The sequence below is a fragment of the Flavihumibacter profundi genome (genome assembly GCF_020076305.1).
In the GTDB taxonomy this organism is placed as follows: domain Bacteria; phylum Bacteroidota; class Bacteroidia; order Chitinophagales; family Chitinophagaceae; genus Flavihumibacter; species Flavihumibacter profundi.
This window is the reverse complement of the sequence record NZ_JAIQXE010000004.1, coordinates 1-21,565: the sequence shown is the minus strand read 5'-3', so window position 1 is coordinate 21,565 and position 21,565 is coordinate 1. Positions and strand designations below refer to the sequence as shown.

General features: G+C 49.0%; 13 protein-coding genes. 1 reads left to right on the top strand and 12 read right to left on the bottom strand.

Annotated features, from left to right (window positions below):
• Nucleotides 1-41: 41 nt before the first annotated feature.
• The 12 genes from LAQ65_RS18425 to LAQ65_RS18370 form a co-directional block, all read right to left on the bottom strand.
• Nucleotides 42-1,439, bottom strand: coding sequence for an ammonium transporter (locus tag LAQ65_RS18425; RefSeq protein ID WP_224118487.1), 1,398 nt, complete (start codon nucleotides 1,437-1,439; stop codon nucleotides 42-44).
• 366 nt (nucleotides 1,440-1,805) lie between these two features.
• Nucleotides 1,806-3,308 carry a glutamate synthase subunit beta gene (locus LAQ65_RS18420; RefSeq protein ID WP_224118486.1) on the bottom strand — a complete coding sequence of 501 codons (1,503 nt, stop codon included), beginning with the start codon at nucleotides 3,306-3,308 and terminating at the stop codon, nucleotides 1,806-1,808.
• Nucleotides 3,309-3,366: 58 nt separating this feature from the next.
• Nucleotides 3,367-7,884 (bottom strand): glutamate synthase large subunit, encoded by a 4,518-nt coding sequence (gene gltB, locus LAQ65_RS18415; RefSeq protein WP_224118485.1) that lies wholly within the window; start codon nucleotides 7,882-7,884, stop codon nucleotides 3,367-3,369.
• A gap of 106 nt (nucleotides 7,885-7,990) precedes the next feature.
• Complete coding sequence (ilvA, locus tag LAQ65_RS18410) at nucleotides 7,991-9,241, bottom strand: threonine ammonia-lyase (protein ID WP_224118484.1); 1,251 nt, start codon at nucleotides 9,239-9,241, stop codon at nucleotides 7,991-7,993.
• Between the two features lie 83 nt (nucleotides 9,242-9,324).
• Nucleotides 9,325-10,383 (bottom strand): ketol-acid reductoisomerase, encoded by a 1,059-nt coding sequence (gene ilvC / locus LAQ65_RS18405; protein ID WP_224118483.1) that lies wholly within the window; start codon nucleotides 10,381-10,383, stop codon nucleotides 9,325-9,327.
• Between the two features lie 61 nt (nucleotides 10,384-10,444).
• Nucleotides 10,445-11,041, bottom strand: a complete 597-nt coding sequence (gene ilvN / locus LAQ65_RS18400; RefSeq protein WP_224118482.1) for an acetolactate synthase small subunit — start codon at nucleotides 11,039-11,041, stop codon at nucleotides 10,445-10,447.
• 102 nt (nucleotides 11,042-11,143) lie between these two features.
• Nucleotides 11,144-12,898 (bottom strand): biosynthetic-type acetolactate synthase large subunit, encoded by a 1,755-nt coding sequence (ilvB, locus tag LAQ65_RS18395; RefSeq protein ID WP_224118481.1) that lies wholly within the window; start codon nucleotides 12,896-12,898, stop codon nucleotides 11,144-11,146.
• A 27-nt stretch (nucleotides 12,899-12,925) separates the two neighbouring features.
• Nucleotides 12,926-14,611, bottom strand: coding sequence for a dihydroxy-acid dehydratase (gene ilvD / locus LAQ65_RS18390; RefSeq protein WP_224118480.1), 1,686 nt, complete (start codon nucleotides 14,609-14,611; stop codon nucleotides 12,926-12,928).
• Nucleotides 14,612-14,614: 3 nt separating this feature from the next.
• Complete coding sequence (locus tag LAQ65_RS18385; protein ID WP_224118479.1) at nucleotides 14,615-15,517, bottom strand: branched-chain amino acid transaminase; 903 nt, start codon at nucleotides 15,515-15,517, stop codon at nucleotides 14,615-14,617.
• Between the two features lie 257 nt (nucleotides 15,518-15,774).
• Nucleotides 15,775-16,890, bottom strand: a complete 1,116-nt coding sequence (gene leuB, locus LAQ65_RS18380) for a 3-isopropylmalate dehydrogenase (protein ID WP_224118478.1) — start codon at nucleotides 16,888-16,890, stop codon at nucleotides 15,775-15,777.
• Nucleotides 16,891-16,900: 10 nt separating this feature from the next.
• Nucleotides 16,901-18,283 carry an ATP-binding cassette domain-containing protein gene (locus tag LAQ65_RS18375; protein ID WP_224118477.1) on the bottom strand — a complete coding sequence of 461 codons (1,383 nt, stop codon included), beginning with the start codon at nucleotides 18,281-18,283 and terminating at the stop codon, nucleotides 16,901-16,903.
• A 14-nt stretch (nucleotides 18,284-18,297) separates the two neighbouring features.
• A complete protein-coding gene (locus tag LAQ65_RS18370; protein ID WP_224118476.1) occupies nucleotides 18,298-19,464 on the bottom strand; it encodes a 2-isopropylmalate synthase in 1,167 nt (388 codons plus the stop codon).
• A gap of 205 nt (nucleotides 19,465-19,669) precedes the next feature.
• Here LAQ65_RS18370 and LAQ65_RS18365 point away from each other — a divergent pair, with 205 nt between their 5' ends.
• Entirely contained in the window at nucleotides 19,670-21,223 is a 1,554-nt protein-coding gene (locus LAQ65_RS18365) for a hypothetical protein (protein ID WP_224118475.1), read from the top strand.
• The last annotated feature ends 342 nt before the right edge of the window (nucleotides 21,224-21,565 follow it).

The window sequence follows — 21,565 nt, the reverse complement described above, 5'->3', positions numbered from 1 at the left end:
GTACCTTTTTCTATTTCAATAAGCATCATTCATTATTTGAATTAAAAACTGGTAACGGGCATTTCTTCTTCATGCAATTTTCCGTTCTTGGACAGGATCAAAGTACCCTGAGTATATTTCTCGTTGTGCTGGGATTCGTCAAGACCCATTTCTTCTTCTTCAGAAGTTACACGAAGTGGCAGGATGAAGTTGATGAATTTGAAGATGCCGTAAGACATTACGAAACTGTAAGACACAACTATTGCCAGCGCTTTTAATTGTGTAATGAAGAAAGAAGCGTTACCATAGAACAGGCCATCAGCGCCAGCGCCATTTACTGCTTTGGTAGCGAAAATGCCAGTCATCAGCATACCCACCATACCACCAACACCATGGCAAGGGAATACATCGAGGGTATCATCCAAAGTAGATTTTTGTTTGTAGTAAACAGCTACATTAGAAACGATTGCAGCAAATACACCAATGAAAATACTTTGAGGGATCGCTACGAAACCGGCGGCCGGGGTAATAGCAACCAATCCAACTACAGCTCCTATACAGAATCCAAGTACAGATGGTTTTTTACCTTTCAATACATCAAAGAACATCCAACTTAGACCAGCAGCAGCAGCGGCAGTATTGGTTGTTGCAAAAGCAGAAACTGAAAGGGCATTTGCACCCAGGGCAGAACCTGCGTTAAAACCAAACCAGCCAAACCATAGCAGGCCGGTACCGATCAATACATAAGGAATATTAGCAGGAGGGATTTCCCTGTTTTCAATATGTGATTGCCTGCGCTTCAATACCAGTGCACCAGCAAGGGCGGCACAACCGGCAGATATATGTACAACAGTACCACCGGCGAAATCCAGAACCCCCATTTTGAACAGGAATCCATCAGGATGCCAGGTCCAGTGTGCAATTGGTGCATACACCAGCAAGCTGAACAAAGCTATGAACAGGATATAGGCTGTGAAACGGATCCTTTCTGCAACAGCACCTACTACCAGTCCGGGCGTGATTATTGCAAACATCAGCTGGAACAAGGCAAACAGGGTGAGGGGAATGGTAGGAGCCAGGCTCCAGGGGGCACCAGAACTAACGCCTTTAAAAAAGGCGAATGTGGTTGGGTTGCCGATAAAACCACCAATGGAATCACCAAAACAAAGGCTAAAGCCTACTGCAATCCAGAGGATACTCACCACACCAGCTGCTACTACGCTTTTAATCATAGTAGAGATCACATTTTTACGGTGAACCATTCCTCCATAGAAGAAGGCGAGTCCGGGGGTCATCAGGAATACAAGGGCTGTAGCCACAATGATCCAGGCAATGTCGGCCGAATTGTACAGTTTACCACCATCATCGAAGTTTGGCAAAGAAGGAATAAATAAAGAGGCAATTGCTACTCCTGCCAGAACCAGGAAGGGGGCAACCTGTTTGGTTGTCAGTTTACTCATTTCTGTTTGTTTTTAGTGAACATTAAAAAAATCAATAATTGAAATCGTTAACCTAAAATAAACATAAAAACAGTATGAGTATACCATAAATATTCACATATAATAAAAACTAATATTAATAATGGTTTCTGGTGAGAGCTATTAATATCACAGATTTAATCTTATAATCTTAACGAAATCCTAAAATATTGACTGTCAATCTGCTAAATATCAGCTTATCACAAGCTATTTTAACCATGTTAAGTCATATTAAAAAAAGTATACGAACGGGACAGGAAATTCCATGATATTATTTTTTCAAGCCGTAAAACAAAAAAAGCAGCTTAAGCTGCTTTTTTTATTGATATGTTTAAAAAATATAATCTATTAGAGTGCTATAGACAACATTGCGTCCTTTGTTTCGAGTACAGACTGTCCCATAAGGAACTGGTCGACCTTCCTGGCGCATTCCCGGCCTTCACTGATGGCCCAAACGACAAGGCTCTGCCCGCGGCGCATATCCCCCGCTGTAAATATCTTGGGGATGCTCGTCTGGTAAGCTTTCTCAGTGGCCCTTACATTGCCCCGTTCGTCTAATTCTACACCCAGTTCTTCCAGTAAACCTGCCTGCTGCGGATGCACAAAGCCCATAGCTAACAACGCTAATTCGCAGGGGATCTCTTTTTCAGAGCCTTCCACTTCCTTAAACTGCGCCGGTCGGCCATCTGCACTGCTGGTCCACTCGAGGTTCACAATGCGTAGTGCTTTCAGGTTGCCATTCTCATCACCAATGAAACTCTTTGTGGCAACAGCCCATTCGCGCTCACAACCTTCTTCATGTGAAGTGGAGGTTTTCAGCACCATCGGGTAAGTTGGCCAAGGCATATAGGGAGTACGGCCTTCCGGCGGCTTGGGTAACAACTCAAACTGCGTTACAGAAAGTGCTCCCTGGCGGTTTGAAGTTCCAACGCAGTCGCTGCCGGTATCTCCTCCGCCTATAACTACTACATGCTTTTTGCCTGCCAGTAGCTGTTCATGATAAATATTACTTTCCACGTCTGCATGGCCCAGCGGATCCTTATGGTCATTGCGCTTGTTCTGCTGTTTCAGGAAATCCATCGCGAAATGCACGCCTTTCAGTTCCCTTCCGGGGATATCGAGGTTACGGGGAACCGTTGATCCGCCCGCCAGTACAATTGCCTGGTATTCGCGCAAGAGGTCATTCACCCGCACATTTACACCCACATTCGCATGGCACTTGAACACAATGCCTTCTTCTTCCATTAAAGCGATCCTTCTGTCGATCACCCATTTCTCTAACTTAAAATCGGGTATGCCATACCGCAATAAACCACCAGGCTTCTCATCTCGCTCAAATACGGTTACCTGGTGACCGGCATAGTTCAGTTGCGCAGCAACTGCAAGTCCTGCGGGACCGGAACCGATCACAGCTACCTTTTTCCCAGTGCGCATATTAGGCTTATGCGCTTTCACCAATCCCTTGTCAAAAGCTATCTCAATAATGTGCTTTTCGATTTCTTCTATCGTAATGGCTGGCTGGTTAATACCCAGTACGCAGGCTGTTTCGCAGGGGGCCGGACAAATCCTCCCGGTGAATTCAGGAAAGTTGTTGGTTGACTTTAATATGTCATACGCTTCTTCCCAGTTTTTGCGGTATACAGCATCATTAAACTCGGGAATCACATTTCCTAATGGACATCCATTGTGGCAAAAAGGTACCCCGCAGTCCATACACCTGGCTGCCTGGTTGTTCAGTTGCTGGTCGGTATACCGCTGCACGAATTCTTTGTAATCGTGTAAACGCTCAGCCACTGGCCTTTTGCCAGGCAACTCCCTGGTAAATTCCATAAATCCGGTTGGCTTACCCATATCTCAAATCAAGTTTTTTGTTTTAAAAATTTTGTTCTCACGGCTCACTGCTTACCGCTCACTTCCCCACCTTCGCACCCTTCGTCCTTTCCTGCAACACTTTCTTATAATCTTTCGGGAACACTTTGATGAAATTCCGTAACTGGTTGTCAAAGTCTTTCAGGATGAATTGTGCCACAGTGCTTCCTGTGTATTCATAATGCTGCTTGATAATCTCCTGCAGTTCATTGATGTCTTCATCGCATACCGGGTCTAGATCAACCATCTCGGTATTGCAATTGGTGGTAAACTGCCCTTTTACATCATATACATAGGCAATACCACCACTCATACCTGCGGCGAAATTCCTTCCGGTATCGCCAAGGATCACCACTTTACCTCCGGTCATATACTCACAGCCATGGTCACCAACACCTTCCACAACCGCCGTTGCACCTGAGTTACGTACAGCGAAGCGTTCACCGGCCTTACCCCTTATATACGAGGTTCCGGAGGTTGCGCCATAGAAAGCAGTATTACCGATCAGTATATTGTCTTCAGGAACAAAAGCTGCTTTCAGTGATGGATAAACGATGAGTTTTGCCCCGCTCAATCCTTTCCCGAAATAGTCATTGGCATCGCCTTCCAGCTCAAGGGTTACCCCATTGGTATTGAATGCGCCAAAACTTTGTCCGGCTGTTCCTGTGAACTTGAAATGTATGGTATCATCCGGCAACCCGTCTTCCCCGTATACTTTGGAGATTTCGTTTGACAGGATGGTTCCTATCGTGCGGTCGGTATTCTTCACATCGAATGCAGCGAATACCTTGGACTGGTTATCGATGGCGGGCTTGGCAGCTGCCAGCAGTTTCCAGTCGAGCACTTCGCTCATTAAATGATCCTGCTCTTCGCGGTTGTATAAGCCGGTATACATGGAGGCCGGCTCTTTGTACAATATTGGCGAAAGGTCAAGTCCCTTGTATTTCCAATGCGTTACATCAGTGCGCTGCTCCAGGCATTCAACCTGTCCCACCATTTCATTGATGGTCCTAAAGCCAAGCTCAGCCATGATTTCCCGCAGTTCTTCCGTAATGAAGTGGAAGAAGTTTACCACATGGTCGGCATTGCCGGTAAAGCGCTTGCGCAATTCCGGGTCCTGGGTGGCAACACCAACTGGACAAGTATTCATATGGCATTTGCGCATCATGATACAACCTTCTACAACCAGCGCTGCAGTTGCAATACCCCATTCTTCTGCACCCAGTAAGGTGGCGATGGCGATATCGCGGCCGGTACGCATCTGGCCATCGGCCTGCAATACCACGCGGCTGCGCAATTTATTTTTCACCAGGGTCTGGTGCGATTCTGCCAGTCCAAGTTCCCAGGGTAACCCGGCGTGCTTGATAGAACTTACCGGTGATGCACCTGTTCCGCCATCAAAGCCCGCGATCAAAATCACGTCGCTCTTGGCTTTGGCAACACCTGCAGCAATTGTGCCTACGCCGGCTTTACTTACCAGCTTCACGCTGATCCTTGCGGCACGGTTGGCATTCTTCAGGTCGAAGATCAATTGCGCCAGGTCTTCAATAGAATAAATATCGTGGTGGGGTGGCGGTGAGATCAATCCAACACCAGGTGTGGAGTGACGCACTTTACCAATCCATTCGTCAACTTTATGTCCGGGTAACTGCCCGCCCTCGCCGGGTTTAGCGCCCTGCGCCATTTTGATCTGCAGTTCATCGGCCATAGTGAGGTAATGACTGGTTACACCAAAACGTGCGGATGCTACCTGCTTGATGGCACTGCGCATGGAATCGCCATTCGGTAATGGGGTATAACGCATTTCGTCTTCACCGCCTTCACCGGTATTGCTTTTTGCACCGATGCGGTTCATCGCAATGGCCAGCGTGGAGTGTGCTTCATGTGAAATAGAACCGAAGCTCATGGCGCCTGTTGCAAAGCGTTTCATGATCTCTGTAGCTGGTTCCACTTCGTCAATCGAAACAGGCGAACGGTTGACCTTAAATTGCAGCTGGCTTCTCAGCGTACAGGCTTTTTCCGACTGGTCGTTTACGACCTTGGAATATTTCTTGAATGTTGCATAGTCGTTCATTTTGGTTGAATACTGCAACAGGTGGATCGTCTGTGGATTGAAAAGGTGGAATTCCCCTTTGCGTTTCCACTGGTATATACCGCCTACGGGTAAACGATCTACCGGGATATCTTTTTTGCTGAAGGCCAGGTAGTGCTTTGCCAGTGCCTCTTTCGCGATCTCATCAAGGCCCATGCCTTCAATGCGCGATGTGGCGCCGGTGAAATATTTATCGACAACGGTTTTATTAATACCGATGATCTCGAATATCTGCGCACCCTGGTAGGATTGCAAGGTTGAAATTCCCATTTTAGAGAATACTTTCAACAAGCCTTCGTTCACGGCTTTGATATAATTTTTCTTCAGGTGCTCAGGATCCAGTGGAGAATCCAGTTTATCCATCAGCTTCATGTCGCGGATGGAAGACAGTGCCAGGTAAGGGTTGATGGCCGTTGCGCCAAAGCCGATAAGGCAGGCGAAATGGTGCACTTCCCAAACATCGCCGGCTTCAACAACCAGTCCGACCTGCCCACGGAACCCTTTGCGGATCAGGTGGTGGTGCACTGCTGCAACCGCCAGTAAAGAAGGGATTGGTGCATGGTCTGAGTCAATCGCACGGTCTGATAAAATCAATACTTCAAATCCATCCTGGACTGCGTCTACTGCATACCGGCAGAGACGGTCCAGTGCTTTTTGCAATGAACCTGCTTTTCCATCAGCACGGAAATAGGTCTGCAAGGTCTTAGCCTGGAAGATACCGGTATCAATACTGCGGATCTTTTCGAGTTCGTGGTTGTTTAGCACCGGGTGCTTCAATGCCAGGCAGTGAGCTGCCAGTGGGTCTTCGAGCAACAGGTTACCGTTGTTACCAACGAATGTGGCGAGCGACATTACCAGTCTTTCGCGGATGGGATCGATCGGCGGGTTGGTTACCTGCGCGAACAATTGCTTGAAGTAATTGCTGATGTGCTGCGGCTGGTCGCTCAATACGGCCAGCGGGGTATCGGTTCCCATGGAGCCAATCGGTTCCTTACCATCAGCTGCCATTGGCGCAATGATGTTTTCGAGGTCTTCGGTGGAATACCCGAATGCTTTCTGGTATTTGAATACCTGGTCGTGTTCAAGGTGGGTGAAAGATACCCTTGGTTCGGGCAGTTCTTCCAGCCTGATCTTGTATTTATTCAACCATTCTGCATATGGTTTCTGTGTGCAGATCTGTTGCTTCAGTTCTTCGTCGCTGATGATGCGGCCCTGTTCCATGTCTACCACAAACATCTTACCTGGCTGAAGGCGGCCTTTTTCCTTGATCATAGCCGGATCCACAGGCAGTACGCCGGTTTCAGAGGCCATGATCACGCGGTCATCCGTTGTTATGCAATAGCGCGAAGGGCGGAGTCCGTTACGGTCGAGTGTGGCACCGATAATACGGCCATCTGTAAACGAAATTGAAGCAGGGCCGTCCCAGGGTTCCATAAGCGCTGCGTGAAATTCATAAAAAGCTTTTTTCACCGGGTCCATCTGCTCATTGCCATCCCAGGCTTCGGGGATCAGCATCATCATTACATGGGGCAGGGAGCGGCCAGTGAGGGTCAGCAATTCGATCACATTATCCAGGCAGGCTGAATCTGATTGTCCTTCGGTGACGATGGGCAATAACATATCCATTTCTTCCTTGCTGAAAAAGCTGGAGGTGAATCCTTTTTCGCTGGTTCGCAACCAGTTCAGGTTACCCTGCAGGGTATTGATTTCACCGTTATGGGCGATATACCGGAAGGGCTGTGCTAGCTTCCAGGATGGGAAGGTGTTGGTGGCAAAACGGGAGTGGACCAGTCCGTAGGCGCTCACCATGCGTTTGTCGCCCAGGTCGGGGAAATAACCACGAACCTGTTTGCTGGTCAGCTGGCCTTTGTAGACCACGGTTTTATAGGATAAAGACGCGATGTAAAAGCCGATCGCATCTTTTTTTACAGTGTTGTCGATGGTGTGGCTGGCGTAGTTACGCAGGATGAATAGCTTGCGTTCGAAGTCATCGGGATTGGTGATGTGATCGGGGCAAGCCACGAAAACATGCTCCATTTCCGGTTCTACGCTGAGGGCTGTCGGGCCGATACCATCGGTGTTTACGGGCACTTTGCGGTAGCCCAGCACTTCCAGCCCGAGTTTCTCGGCGGAACGGTTGAAGATATCGCGGCATTCCTCACGCAGGCGGATTTCGCGGGGGAAGAAGATCACACCAACCCCATAACGGCCATAAGCGGGGAGGTGGATACCCAGTTTCACGCATTCGTCGAAATAGAACTCATGGGGAGTCTGGATCATCAATCCCGCGCCATCGCCCGTATTGGCTTCACAGCCACAGGCTCCCCTGTGCTCCATGTTCTCCAAAACAGTGAGCGCGTCAGATATGATCTGGTGCGATTTGTTGCTTTTGATGTTTGCTACGAACCCTATGCCACAGGCGTCATGTTCAAATGAAGGGTCGTATAATCCCAGGTTGCTTGCCATCGTTGTGTACGAAGTTTAGAAATTATTCAATAAAATATGCCTTTTCCTATATGGAATTTAATATATGCAGCAAGCAGCTTATAAATATACGCAAATAACTTTTTAATTACACCAGGTAGCCGAAAAGATTGTCGTCTTTATTCAGTTCTGTGTAGTTGATATTATACTGCTGCATATGTTTCAAAAGGATAACATAATCTTCCCGGTTCTTCAGTTCAATGCCTACCAGGGCCGGGCCCGTTTCTTTGTTGTGCTTCTGCATGTATTCAAATCGGACGATATCGTCGTTGGGGCCCAGGACAAAATTGACAAATTCCTTCAGGGCGCCGGGACGCTGTGCGAAGCGGATCAGGAAAAAATGCTTTAGTCCTTCGTATTGCAGGGACCGTTCCTTTATTTCCTGCATCCGGTCGATATCGTTATTGCTTCCGCTGATAATACAAACAACATTCCTGCCGGTTAGTTGGTCCGCGTACTGGTCCAGCGCTGCAATCGATAAAGCGCCTGCGGGTTCCACCACAATGGCGTCTTCGTTGTACAGCTTCAGGATTACAGAGCAGATCTTTCCCTCCGGAACCAGCAACATATCGTCGAGCACTTCGGCACAGATACGGAAGGTTTTATCGCCTACGCGTTTCACCGCCGCGCCGTCTACGAATCTTTCTATGTTTTCAAGGGTTACCGGGGCGCCTGCTTCCAGGGCTTTCAGCATGGATGGGGCACCTTCCGGCTCCACACCAATGATCTTTGTTTTTGGCGAATAGGTTTTCAGGTATTGCCCGACGCCGGCACTGAGTCCGCCGCCGCCTACCGGGATAAACACATAATCTATATCGCTCAGTTCTTCCAGGATTTCAACGCCAACTGTTCCCTGTCCCTCGATGATTTTATCGTCATCGAAAGGCGGGATGAAGGTCATCCCGCGTTCAGCGGTATAGGCCTTCGCAGCGATGGCGCAGTCGTCGAAAGTATCACCCACCAGTTTAATCTCGATCCAGTCTTTACCAAACATCCGGGTCTGCTGCACTTTCTGGTTGGGGGTGATGATCGGCATGAAGATCACGCCTTTCACTTTCAGCTTGTTGCAGCTGTAAGCGAATCCCTGCGCATGATTGCCCGCACTGGCGCATACCACGCCATTGTTGAGCTGCTCAGGCGGAAGGGTACTCATCATATTGTATGCACCCCGCAGCTTATAGCTCCGCACCACCTGCAGGTCTTCGCGCTTCAGGTAAATATTCGCCTGGTAACGTTCCGACAGGTTATGGTTTCGCATCAAAGGCGTCTTCTTCACCACTTTTTTGAGGCGAAGGGCTGCTTGATGGAAGTTTAATATAGCTGCGGTTGAATAGTGCATATAGTAAGCGGTAAGCGGTGAGCGGTGAGCGGGGAAGCCGTAAGCCAGGTGTTTCTTCCCGCTTACGGCTTACCGCTTTCCGCTTACCCTTTTGGCGCCTGGTTCTCCGGACGCAGACTGCGTACAGTTTTTCCTGCCTGCCACATTTCGCTGTCACGTAGTTCTTTCAGTTCCACTTCCAGTTTTTCGCGGTAGTCGGGTTGGCTGTTCAGGTCGATGGACCGCTGTGATTCCTTGCCGGTTGCAACACTGTTATATAGGTCCCTGAAAACCGGGGCAGTTGCATCACGGAATTTTTTCCACCAGTCCAATGCACCACGCTGTGCGGTAGTTGAACAGTTGGCATACATCCAGTCCATACCATTTTCAGCTACCAATGGCATCAATGACTGGGTGAGTTCTTCAACGGTTTCGTTGAATGCTTCACTTGGGGTATGCCCATTATCACGCAGAACCTGGTATTGTGCAGCGAAGATGCCCTGGATAGCACCCATGAGGGTTCCCCTTTCGCCGGTCAGGTCAGAGAATACTTCTTTCTTGAAATCTGTTTCGAACAGGTAACCACTTCCTACAGCAATACCGAGGGCGATTACACGGTCTTTTGCCTTACCTGTTGCATCCTGGAAAATGGCAAAGGAACTATTCAGTCCGCGGCCCTGCAGGAACATACGGCGCAGTGAGGTACCGCTTCCTTTTGGTGCAACCAGGAATACATCCACATCAGCCGGGGGAATGATACCGGTTTGCTCTTTGAATGTAATGCCAAAGCCATGGGAGAAATACAAAGCCTTACCCGGCGTTAAATGTTTTTTCACTGTAGGCCACAAAGCGATCTGTGCAGCATCGCTCAGCAGGTAACAAATGATGGTACCGCGTTGTAACGCTTCTTCAATATCGAAAAGGGAAACACCAGGAACAAATCCGTCTGCTACGGCTTTATCCCAGCTCTTGGAATTCTTACGCTGGCCAACGATTACGTTGATACCATTATCACGCTGGTTCAATGCCTGGCCCGGACCCTGAACGCCGTAACCAATCACAGCAATTACCTCATCTTTTAATACCTGCTGTGCTTTTGCGAGCGGGAACTCTTCACGAGTTACAACATTTTCTTCCACGCCGCCGAAATTTAACTTTGCCATTTTTGTAGATTGATTTAAGGATTTTATATTTTTTAAAATTTTACTTCTTACCGTTTGCCGTTCACATCGAGAAAACCGACGAAGCCGACTTATCGCCCAAATACTCATTCTCTATCACTTCTTCACCAGGCTGCCTTTCTTCGAACTGCTGCAACTTCTCATGGAAGCCTTTGCTCTTTTTGATGATGGCTACCCGCGCACTGCGAACAAATTCAATGAGTCCGTATGGCCCGAGGATCTCCAGGATCTTATCGGTTTCCTCACGGTGACCCGTAGCCTCAAATACGGTATAGTCGCTGCGAATCACCACAGCTCTTGCACCATACTGGCGCAGCAGCCTTTCCACCTGCATTTTCTCGGCTACTTCCTGTGTAGGCACTTTGTACAGTGCCAGCTCCTGCCAGATGATCTCGTCATTGCTGCTGTAATAGGCTTTCAATACTTCCACCTGCTTTTCAATCTGGCGGCAGAGTTTCTTCACCACTTCTTCAGTCTCATTGATCACAATATTGAAGCGATGGATATTTTCTATCTCCGACGGTGAAGTATTCAAACTCTCCACGTTGATCTTGCGCCGCGAAAATATAATTGCGATACGGGTAAGCAGACCGATCTGGTTCTCGGTGTACACGGTGAGCGTATATTCTTGTTTGGTCATGTTCTGATGTTTTTGACGTTCTTAATTTTTAGGTGAGCAGTGAACGGTAAGCGGTGAGCACATTGGGGATCCACCGTTTACTGCTTACCGTTCACCGCTTACTTATTTAAGCCGGATCTCCGACACACTGCATCCCTGCGGTACCATGGGGAACACATTGTTCTCTTTTCCTACCATGATCTCCAGCAGGTAGGCACCATCGTGGTCCAGCATATCAGTGAGGGCTTTCCTCAGCTGCTCGCGGTGTTCTACCTTCTGGGCAGGGATGTGGTAACCATTGGCCACCATGACATAATCGGGACTGGTTATATTTACAAATGAATAGCGTTTGTCGTGGAAGAGCTGCTGCCACTGGCGCACCATGCCTAAGAACTGGTTGTTCAGGATGATGATCTTCACCGCCGCGCCAAACTGCATAATGGTGCCGAGTTCCTGGATGGTCATCTGGATACCACCATCACCGATGATTGCGATTACCGTGCGATCGGGTGCACCGTATTTCGCGCCGATGGCTGCCGGTAAGCCGAAGCCCATCGTACCCAATCCGCCGGAAGTGATATTGCTCTTCGACTGGTTGAACTTTGCATAGCGGCAGGTAACCATCTGATGCTGACCAACATCGGTAACCATTACCGCGTCTCCGTTGGTCAGCTCGTTCAGAAGGTTAATTACTTCAGCCATACTCATCGTTTCATCATTCGGATGCATCTCCGGATAGATACAGATCTCTTCTTCCTGCTTCCTGAATTCATTGAATTTTGCAAGCCACTGCGGATATACTTTCTGCTCTATAAGGTCGGTCAGCATCGGCAGGGTCTCTTTACAATCGCCCCATACCGGTACCGTTGCTTTTACGTTCTTGTCTATTTCCGCCGGATCAATATCGAGGTGGATCACCTTCGCCTGCTTTGCATATTTATCGAGGCGGCCGGTTACACGGTCATCAAAGCGCATACCCACGGCGATCAGCACATCACATTCGTTGGTGAGAACATTCGGACCGTAGTTGCCATGCATGCCCAGCATGCCTACATTCAGTGGATGGTCTGTTGGCAATGCACTTAATCCAAGGATGGTCCAGGCTGCAGGTATTCCTGATTTTTCTACAAATTGTTTGAACTCTTTTTCAGCACGACCGAGGATAACACCCTGTCCGAATAAGATAAATGGTTTCTGCGCGCTGTTGATCAGTTTCGCGGCTTCATGCAGGAATTCCCTGCGGATGATGGGCTTGGGCCTGTAGCTCCTGATATGCGTGCATTTCTGATAACCCGCATAATCGAATTTCTGCAACTGCGCGTTCTTGGTGATATCGATCAGAACGGGACCGGGCCTGCCACTTGCAGCGATGTAAAAGGCCTTGGCCAGTACATGCGGAATTTCAGTAGCGTCAGTTACCTGGTAGTTCCATTTGGTTACCGGCGTGGTGATATTGATTACATCTGTTTCCTGGAAAGCATCTGTTCCGAGCAGGTGCGCGAATACCTGGCCGGTTACACACACAAGTGGCGTAGAATCGATCATGGCATCGGCGAGGCCGGTTACCAGGTTGGTTGCACCCGGACCACTGGTGGCAAATACCACACCCACTTTACCCGATGTACGGGCATAACCCTGTGCAGCGTGTATGCCACCCTGTTCGTGGCGGACAAGGATATGTTCCAGTTTGTCGTTGTAATCGTACAAGGCATCATAGATCGGCATGATGGCGCCGCCAGGATACCCAAAGATTGTTTCCACACCTTCTGCGATGAAGGCTTCCAGCACAGCTACTGACCCGCTGATGGATGTAGTTGCTGCCGGTGCCACTGGCGTTGAGGCTTGTGGTTGCTTTTCCAGTTCTTTTACAGTACTCATATATATTCAATAAGATGGTCAAAAATTTTACGCTTCATCAGTTACGCAGCCTTCGCTCGCGTCTTTCACCGACATCGCGTATTTATACAGGATTCCTTTTGTTGCTTTAAGCGCAGGCTGTTTCCAGTTGGCCCTGCGTCTGGCGATTTCTTCATCACTCACCTTAAGGTTGATGGTGTTGTTTGTGGCATCCAGCTCAATGGTATCACCGTCATGCACAAGCGCTATCGTCCCACCTACAAACGCTTCTGGAGTGATGTGTCCGACGACGAAGCCATGGGTGCCGCCACTGAACCTTCCGTCTGTGATCAGTGCTACGGATTTTCCTAATCCTGCCCCAATGATGGCCGATGTTGGTTTCAGCATTTCGGGCATTCCCGGAGCGCCTTTCGGTCCAACCTGGCGGATCACCACCACATCACCTTTCTGCACGCGGCCTGATTCTATACCATGTATCAGTTCCTGCTCGCCATCGAAAACGCGGGCCGGACCAACAAACCTTTCTCCTTCTTTTCCGCTGATCTTCGCTACGCTGCCTTTTTCTGCAAGGTTTCCGTACAGGATCTGCAGGTGACCGGTTGCTTTTAAAGGTTGTTCAAGAGGATATATGATCTTCTGCTTTTCAAAATCGAGATCGGGTACATTGGCAAGGTTTTCTGCAATGGTCTTCCCGGTTACGGTTAAGCAATCGCCATGCAGCAATCCTTTCGACAATAAGTATTTCATCACTGATGGAACCCCGCCATGTTCGTGCAGGTCCTGCATCAGGTATTTTCCACTTGGTTTGAAATCGGCGAGTACAGGGATGCGGTTACTCACGGCCTGTACATCATCCTGTGTTAATACCACATCCACAGATTTCGCCATCGCGATCAAATGCAATACCGCGTTGGTAGATCCGCCGAGCACCATGATGGTTACCAGCGCATTTTCAAATGCCTTGCGGGTCATGATGTCCTTTGGCAGGATGTTCTTTTCCATCAGCAGTTTGATGGCTTTTCCGGCATCACGGCATTCCTGTTGTTTTTCTTCACTTAAGGCTGGGTTTGAAGAAGAGTAGGGAAGGCTCATGCCTAATGCTTCAATCGCTGAAGACATGGTGTTGGCAGTGTACATACCGCCACAGGCGCCGGCACCCGGACAAGAATGCATCACGATGCCTTTGAAATCGGCTTCGCTGAGCTGCCCGGCAATTTTTTGTCCAAGTGCTTCGAATGCTGATACAATATTCAGGTCCTGGCCTTTGTAATGGCCCGGTGCGATGGTTCCGCCATAGACCATAATAGAAGGACGGTTCAGCCTGCCCATCGCCATGATGGAGCCCGGCATGTTTTTGTCGCAACCCGGAACGGCAATTACGGCATCATAATACTGCGCCCCGCAAACAGCTTCAATAGAATCGGCGATGATATCGCGGCTTACCAAAGAATAACGCATACCATCTGTACCATTGCTCATACCATCACTCACGCCGATGGTGTTGAAGATGAGTCCTACCAGGTTCTCCTGCCAGATGCTTTGCTTGATGGTTTTGGCCAGGTCGTTCAGGTGCATGTTACAGGTGTTGCCATCATAACCCATACTCACTACGCCGACCTGCGCTTTTTTGAGGTCTTCGTCAGTAAGGCCGATACCGTAAAACATAGCCTGAGCTGCGGGTTGTGTTGGATCCTGCGTAATCGTCTTTGAATATTTGTTCAGTTCGTTGGACATAGCTTATACTAAGTTGATTGTTTCTTTTATTGATGTTTCTGTTACCAAAGCCATATAGGCTTTCTGGATTTTCCTTCCTAATGAGTCGTTCCAGTTCTTTGCGAAGCCACTGCCATCAAGGCTATCCCAGCCAATCACTTCGGCGGCCGTGCCACAGAAGAAGACCGCATCGGCGGTTTTGAGTTCTTCAGTGGTGATCCTTTTTTCTGTTACCTGGATGCCCAGTCCGGCTGCTAATTCAAATACCGTAGCACGGGTGATGCCCGGCAAAATATTTCCTAATGAAGGCGTAAACAGCTGGCCGTTTTTCTCGTAGAATACATTGGCACCCGGACCTTCTGCGATATTCCCGTTCATATCGGTTAACAGCGCTTCATCATATCCGTTAGCCTTGGCTTCCTGGCTGGCGAGGATGGAATTCACATAATGCCCGCAGGCCTTTGCTTCAATATGGAAGCCTTTGGGGTTGGGCCTTTGGTAAGATGAGCTCATTACGCGCAACAGCTTTTCACCCAGGAAGGGTTCCATTTTCCATACCTGGATGGTAATATGCGATTCTGTATTGGGTACGAAGCTCATGTTCGCCGGCGCGTAAACAAGCGGACGGATATAGGCATCCTGCAAATTATTTTTATCGAGCACCTGGTAAGTGGCTTCTATAAGTTCTTCCACACTATAGGTGTAAGGCAGGTTCAGCAGTTTAGCCGAACGCTCCAGCCGTACATAGTGTTCCACCGGCTTGAAGATTCTCGTTTCGCCGTTTTGCGTACGGTAGGAACGGATGCCTTCGAACACACCATAACCATAATGCATGGTCTGGCTGTACAGGTCGATCTTCGCCTCGCTGGCTTTTACCAAAGCCCCGTCGAGGTAGAGGATCGTGTCTTTATCATAATAATGTGCCATAGTCGTTGTTTTTTGCGGTGTTTGATTTTGACATAAAAAAAACGGTCCGCCTTTTTTGGAGGCGGACCGTTTGTATTCGTTGTTTAGATTTTTACATACAATAAGCACCTCCGTGAATGACAGGAATGACTAGCACCACCACAATAATGACTGTGATCAAAGTAATAATGGTATGTAGGTTTTTTCCTGACACGGGGGCCGTTTGTACTCCGAAGATAACGCCGCCATTCCAATAAAAAAAGAACTCCGATTATTTTTTAAATAATCGTCGATTTTCTGAGCTGGATATTCTCAGGATGCAATTCGGTGGGGATCTTGTCCTGCACGAGGTCGCTGATCAGTTCACCGATGGTTGAGGTGAAATAAAAATTCACCGGGTCAATATCTTTCGTCACAAATCCATTCTCAAGGGTCCACTGCACTGATGCGCGTACTTTGGCCGCTTCGGTAGTTAAGCCGAAATGGTCGAGCATCATGGCAGCAGATAATATGGAGCCCACTGGATTTGCAATATCTTTTCCTGCCGCCTGCGGGAAAGAGCCATGGATGGGCTTAAACAAAGCACCGCCATTACCGATCGAGGCCGATGGCAGTAGCCCCAAAGAACCGGTAATGACGCTGGCTTCGTCGCTCAGGATGTCGCCAAACAAGTTATCCGTGAGGATCACGTCAAAATGTTTAGGGTAAATAATGAGCTGCATGGCGGCGCTGTCTGCAAATAAGAAATCAACTTTCACATCAGGGTATTGGGAGGCCATGCCCTGCACCACCCTGCGCCAGAGGCGCGAGGTTTCGAGCACGTTAGCTTTGTCTACCAATGTGAGTTTTTTCTTTCTTTGCTGCGCGGATTTGAAAGCGAGGTGCGCAATTCTTTCAATTTCCGCGGCTGAGTAAATGCAATCATCAGAGGCCTGGTTGCCATCATCTGAAAGGAATTTATTACCAAAATAAATCCCGCCTGTCAGTTCGCGGTAGATGAGCAGGTCTACGCCTTCGAGGACTTTTGTTTTCAATGGGGATAAATGATGTAAGGCAGCAGATGTGCTGACCGGTCGGATATTGGCGAAAAGTTGCAATGACTTGCGCAGCTTCAGCAAACCCTGTTCGGGTCTTACCGTAAGGCTTGGGTCAGTATCGTATTTGGGGTGGCCGATGGTGCCCAATAAGATCGCATCGCTGTTCAGGCAAAGCTCGATGGTTGCATCGGGCAGGGGGAAGCCAGTTTTGTCGATGGCATCAGCGCCCATCAGTCCATATTCAAAATAAAATTTGTGCCTGTAGTGAATGGCTACAGATTCCAGTACACGGATGGCCTGGTGCGTAACCTCCGGCCCAATTCCATCTCCTAATATGACAGCTATCTTTTTTTCCATGGTTGTGGTATTAAGCAGGTATTAATTGAGATTGGTAAGCGCAGCAAATGGCCTGGCCATTTTGCAGTTCGATTTTCTTATTGATGCAGTAGGGTAATTCCTGTTCGTAGTGGGTTACGTAAATTAAGGTGCGGTTCGGGTCTTCGCAGAGCCTGTCCACAATTTTAACGAAAGCTTCGCGCTGGTGGTCGTCGAGGCCCTGGCAGGGTTCGTCGAGGATCAGCAGGGGCGGGTTCTTCACCATGGCGCGGGCTAAAAGTGTGAGCCTTTGTTCACTGGCAGACAACATGCTGAGCAGGCGGCCTTTTATTGCAGTCAGCCCGAAGGCTTCCAGCCAGCCCATCACCAGCTCCTGCTGCGTTTCATTGACCTGGCGGAACAAGCCGATCGTATCAAATAAACCGGAAGCAACAGCGCTGAACACCGTCTGGTTGCGGTCGAAATACCATTGCAGTTCGGGCGATACAAAACCAATCTGTTTTTTAATATCCCAGATGCTTTCACCGCTGCCCCTTTTGCTGCCAAACAATACCAGGTTGTTCGCATAGGCTTTGGGGTTATCACCGGTGAGCAGGCTGATCAAAGTGGATTTACCTGATCCGTTCACGCCTTTCAGCCACCAGCGTTCACCATTTTTCACCGTCCAGTTTATGGATTCCAGTAATACTTTCTCACCATACCGGATATGCGCATCGTTCAGCTGGACAATAGTGTCAGCAACCGCTGTAAGCGGCTGCAGGTGCGCCGGTGCGGTGAAACTGCCGTTCGGATTTTCATCAACGTTGATGAGTTTACCTGCTTCAATATCGCCAAAAAACGAAATGCTGCCTTTATTGAGGGACAGCATCTGGTTTATGAAAGAAGGACATTCTGCCATTGGGCAGATGATGATGAACTGGCAACCGGCTGCGGCCTTTTGGGCCATGAAGTCTTTCAGTAATCCGCGGCTGCGGGTATCCATGCCTGTGAATGGTTCATCGAGAATGAGTACCTGCGGGTTCTGCCCGAATGCTTTGATCAGCTGGAAGCGCTTGTGCTCGCCGCTGCTAAGGTGCAGCAGGGCTGCAGAACGGCGGGCAGACATACCGAAGATATCGAGCAGGGTAGCGGTTTCCGCAGCATCGGCATCCAGCGCATCGAGCTCTTCCTGCACGGTTGCGGAATCATCGGCATCGATGCTGTTGAAACGCTGCTGGTAGTAAAACTGGTTAACATGCGCGCGGTTGGTAAAATTATAATGCTGTTCTACCAGCACTATCTTTTTACCGGTACCGGGCAAACCGGCGATCGCTTTAGCCAACAGGGTCTTGCCGCTGCCAGACGGACCGGTAACCAACAGGTGGTTACCAGGCTGCAGGGTGATTTGTTGGGCTATGGAAGCGATTGGGGTCATGCTTTCATTATTGGTTAAACGGCGATCGCTTTTCCCTGGTAGGCTTTCACCATTTTTTCCAGGTCTTCGTCGTACACTTCTTTCTGCGTATCGGCCACTTTCAGGAATTCTTCATAAAGGAAATCGATATCGTTGCGGTTGAAATCGTGGCCCAGGTTCTTGAAACGATAAGCCAGTGCGCTCCGGCCGCTGCGGGCAGTCAGCACGATTTTTGAACTATCAGCACCCACTTCTTCGGGGGCGATGATCTCGTATGTGGTCGTGTCTTTCAGGAACCCGTCCTGGTGGATACCGGAGGAGTGCGAGAAAGCGTTGGCGCCCACGATCGCTTTATTCGGCTGCACGGGCATGCGCATGGTATCGGAAACCTTGCGGCTCATGGGGTTCAGTTCTTTGGCATTGATGCCGGTGAAGAAGCCCAGGTGGCCGTGTTGTTTGATAATCATCACCACTTCCTCGAGGGAAGTGTTACCGGCGCGTTCGCCCAGGCCGTTGATGGTGCACTCGATCTGGCGGGCACCGGCGATGATGCCTGCGATGGAATTGGCAGTAGCGAGGCCAAGGTCGTTATGGCAATGGCAGCTCAGCACGGCCTTATCTACATTCGGGACATTATTAATAAGGTAGGCGATCTTTTCGCCGTATTGGTATGGCAGGCAATAACCGGTGGTATCGGGGATGTTCACCGTGGTTGCACCGGCTGCGATGACTGCCTCAACAACCCGTGCCAGGTATTCGTTATCTGTACGGCCGGCGTCTTCGGCGTAGAATTCCACGTCGTCGGTGAAGTTGCGCGCCCATTTAACGGCCTGTATGGCACGCTGCAGGATCTCTTCGCGGGTGGAGTTAAACTTGGCTTTGATATGGAAATCGGAAGTGCCGATACCAGTATGGATCCTTTTGCGGGCGGCGGGTTTCAGGGCCGCAGCAGCTACTTCGATATCTTTTTGCACGGCGCGACTAAGTCCGCATACCACGGTCTTTTTCAGCAGGGTAGCGATCTCGTGTACGGCATCGAAGTCGCCGGGTGAGGAGATAGGGAAGCCGGCTTCGAGGATATCAACGCCAAGGGCCTCAAGTTCGAGGGCCAGTTCGATCTTTTCCTTTTTGTTCAGCTTACATCCGGGCACCTGTTCGCCGTCGCGAAGGGTGGTGTCGAAAATGAAGATTTTTTGATCCATATGGTGTGTGAATTTGTATACAAAAGCAGGCCGCTGACTTTCCAATTGCTTGCTATAAATTTGATAGTCAGTGACCTGCAAAACCGAAAATACCCCGGGAATAGGGGGATTGGAAATTAAAATGCCCTGTATATTACACTGGGTAACAGGGTTTTTTAACCCGGAAACGCAGTGCAGGCAAGGATTTTAGCACAAAAGAATTACGATGCCCAACAGATCAGTAGATACTTTGTTCCAATTGGTAAAAAGCCTCGAAAAGAGTGAAAAGAGGAATTTTAAGCTATATGTGACCCGGAATACCTCGGCCGAGCAGCTGAAGGTGATCGAATTATTTGATGCGCTGGACAAACTGACCGAATACGACGAAGCGAACCTGCTGAAAAAGACCCCGGGCATCAAAAAACAGCAGTTATCCAACCTGAAAGCCCATTTGTACAAGCTGATCTTGTCGAGCCTTTTGCTGATCCGTGATGAACAAAACATTGATATCCAGTTACATGAGCAGCTGGGCTTTGCCCGGATACTCTATAACAAGGGACTATACCTGCAGGCGCTGAAGCTGCTGGACAAGCTGAAGGACCTGGCGCGCCAGCACAACCAGGTCAGTTTTTTGATGCAGGCCATCTTTTTCGAGAAGAAAATCGAGGCCCTGCATATCACCCGCAGTTCGGATTACCGGGCGGCAACCCTGGTAAAGGAGAGCGAGGAAGTGGCCAGCCGGATCGATCGGATCAACCGGAGTTCGAACCTGTCCCTGCTCTTGTACGACTGGTATATAAGGCACGGGCACGCCCGCAATAAAAAGGACGAGGCCGAACTGGAAGCTTTTTTCGAAAAGCACCTGCCGGAGAAGTCGGAGCAGGGGCGCGGATTTTATGAGCAGTTGTACCGAAGCCAGAGTTATTGCTGGTATGCCTTCATCCGCCAGGATTTTTTAATGTATTACCGGTACACGAGCAAGTGGGTGGAAATCTTCCAGAAGCACCCCGAGATGATCAAGGTAGAGACCCTGCAGTACATCAAGGGCATCCACAACCTCCTGAGTGCGCATTTCGACCTGCGCAACGAAGAAGGCTTTTCGAAGACCCTGCATTTGTTCGAGGAGCTGGAGAAGAGCGAGGTGGTACAGACCAACGATAACAACCGGATCCAGGCCTTTGTGTACTTGCAACTGGCAAGGATCAACCACCATTTTTTGAAAGGGACCTTTACCGAGGGACTGAAGCTGATCCCCTACCTGGAAGAGAAGCTGGGAGAATACCATTTGCAACTTGACCGGCACCGGGTGCTGGTGTTTTACTATAAGATCGCCTGTTTGTATTTCGGCAGCGGCGACAATGAGCGTGCGATCGATTATCTGCAGAAGATCATCAACTGGAAGGTGGATTTGCGCACCGACCTGCAGTGTTACGCGCGGCTGCTGCACCTGATAGCACATTACGAGTTGGGCAATACCGAGATCCTGGAATACCTGATCAAATCGGTGTACCGTTTTATGGCGAAGATGAACAGCCTGAGCCCGGTGGAAGAGGAGATGTTCCGGTTTTTGCGGAATTCCCTGGCGCTTTCTGCAGGATCAGAGAAGGCGGCCTTTGCGCATTTGCTGGAGAAGATCAAAGCCTATGAGAATGACCCGCGGGAAACGCGGACTTTTGCTTACCTGGATGTGATTTCCTGGCTGGAGAGTAAGGTAGAGGGCGTGCCGGTGCAGGAGGTGATCAGGCGGAAAAGTGAGAATGGGAAGAAGAAGAGGGGGTGAGGGGTAAAGTAGTTGGAAATGTAAAAATGCTAATACTATGTGGCCAAGTTTTAGTGAATTCCATAAATGAACGATTGATTATCATGGTTTCTTAAAAAGTATTCTTTTCCGACTTTCCCTGCATAGTTACACGTCCGGAAATTTCGATTGGTTTTTGCTACCTGGATTAGTTTTCATGTCTTGAATTGGATTAAAAAATCGGCATCCAGGTATCCGGGGAGTGTAAAATAAACTGTGTCAATTTTTCAAAGTTCTATTTTTCAATGCGCTGTGCAGATTGATAATTATTCCGACACAGCCGATCTATGTTCTAAAGATGCAATAATTATCAATCAGTACAGC

Bases quoted from the DNA above. Each gene is read 5' to 3' on its own strand.
- LAQ65_RS18425 (WP_224118487.1), bottom strand. From the start codon at position 1,439: ATGAGTAAACTGACAACCAAACAGGTTGCCCCCTTCCTGGTTCTGGCA.
- LAQ65_RS18420 (WP_224118486.1), bottom strand. From the start codon at position 3,308: ATGGGTAAGCCAACCGGATTTATGGAATTTACCAGGGAGTTGCCTGGC.
- ilvD (WP_224118480.1), bottom strand. From the start codon at position 14,611: ATGTCCAACGAACTGAACAAATATTCAAAGACGATTACGCAGGATCCA.
- LAQ65_RS18365 (WP_224118475.1), top strand. From the start codon at position 19,670: ATGCCCAACAGATCAGTAGATACTTTGTTCCAATTGGTAAAAAGCCTC.
- LAQ65_RS18370 (WP_224118476.1), bottom strand. From the start codon at position 19,464: ATGGATCAAAAAATCTTCATTTTCGACACCACCCTTCGCGACGGCGAA.
- ilvB (WP_224118481.1), bottom strand. From the start codon at position 12,898: ATGAGTACTGTAAAAGAACTGGAAAAGCAACCACAAGCCTCAACGCCA.
- ilvA (WP_224118484.1), bottom strand. From the start codon at position 9,241: ATGCACTATTCAACCGCAGCTATATTAAACTTCCATCAAGCAGCCCTT.
- ilvN (WP_224118482.1), bottom strand. From the start codon at position 11,041: ATGACCAAACAAGAATATACGCTCACCGTGTACACCGAGAACCAGATC.
- LAQ65_RS18375 (WP_224118477.1), bottom strand. From the start codon at position 18,283: ATGACCCCAATCGCTTCCATAGCCCAACAAATCACCCTGCAGCCTGGT.
- gltB (WP_224118485.1), bottom strand. From the start codon at position 7,884: ATGGCAAGCAACCTGGGATTATACGACCCTTCATTTGAACATGACGCC.
- leuB (WP_224118478.1), bottom strand. From the start codon at position 16,890: ATGGAAAAAAAGATAGCTGTCATATTAGGAGATGGAATTGGGCCGGAG.
- ilvC (WP_224118483.1), bottom strand. From the start codon at position 10,383: ATGGCAAAGTTAAATTTCGGCGGCGTGGAAGAAAATGTTGTAACTCGT.
- LAQ65_RS18385 (WP_224118479.1), bottom strand. From the start codon at position 15,517: ATGGCACATTATTATGATAAAGACACGATCCTCTACCTCGACGGGGCT.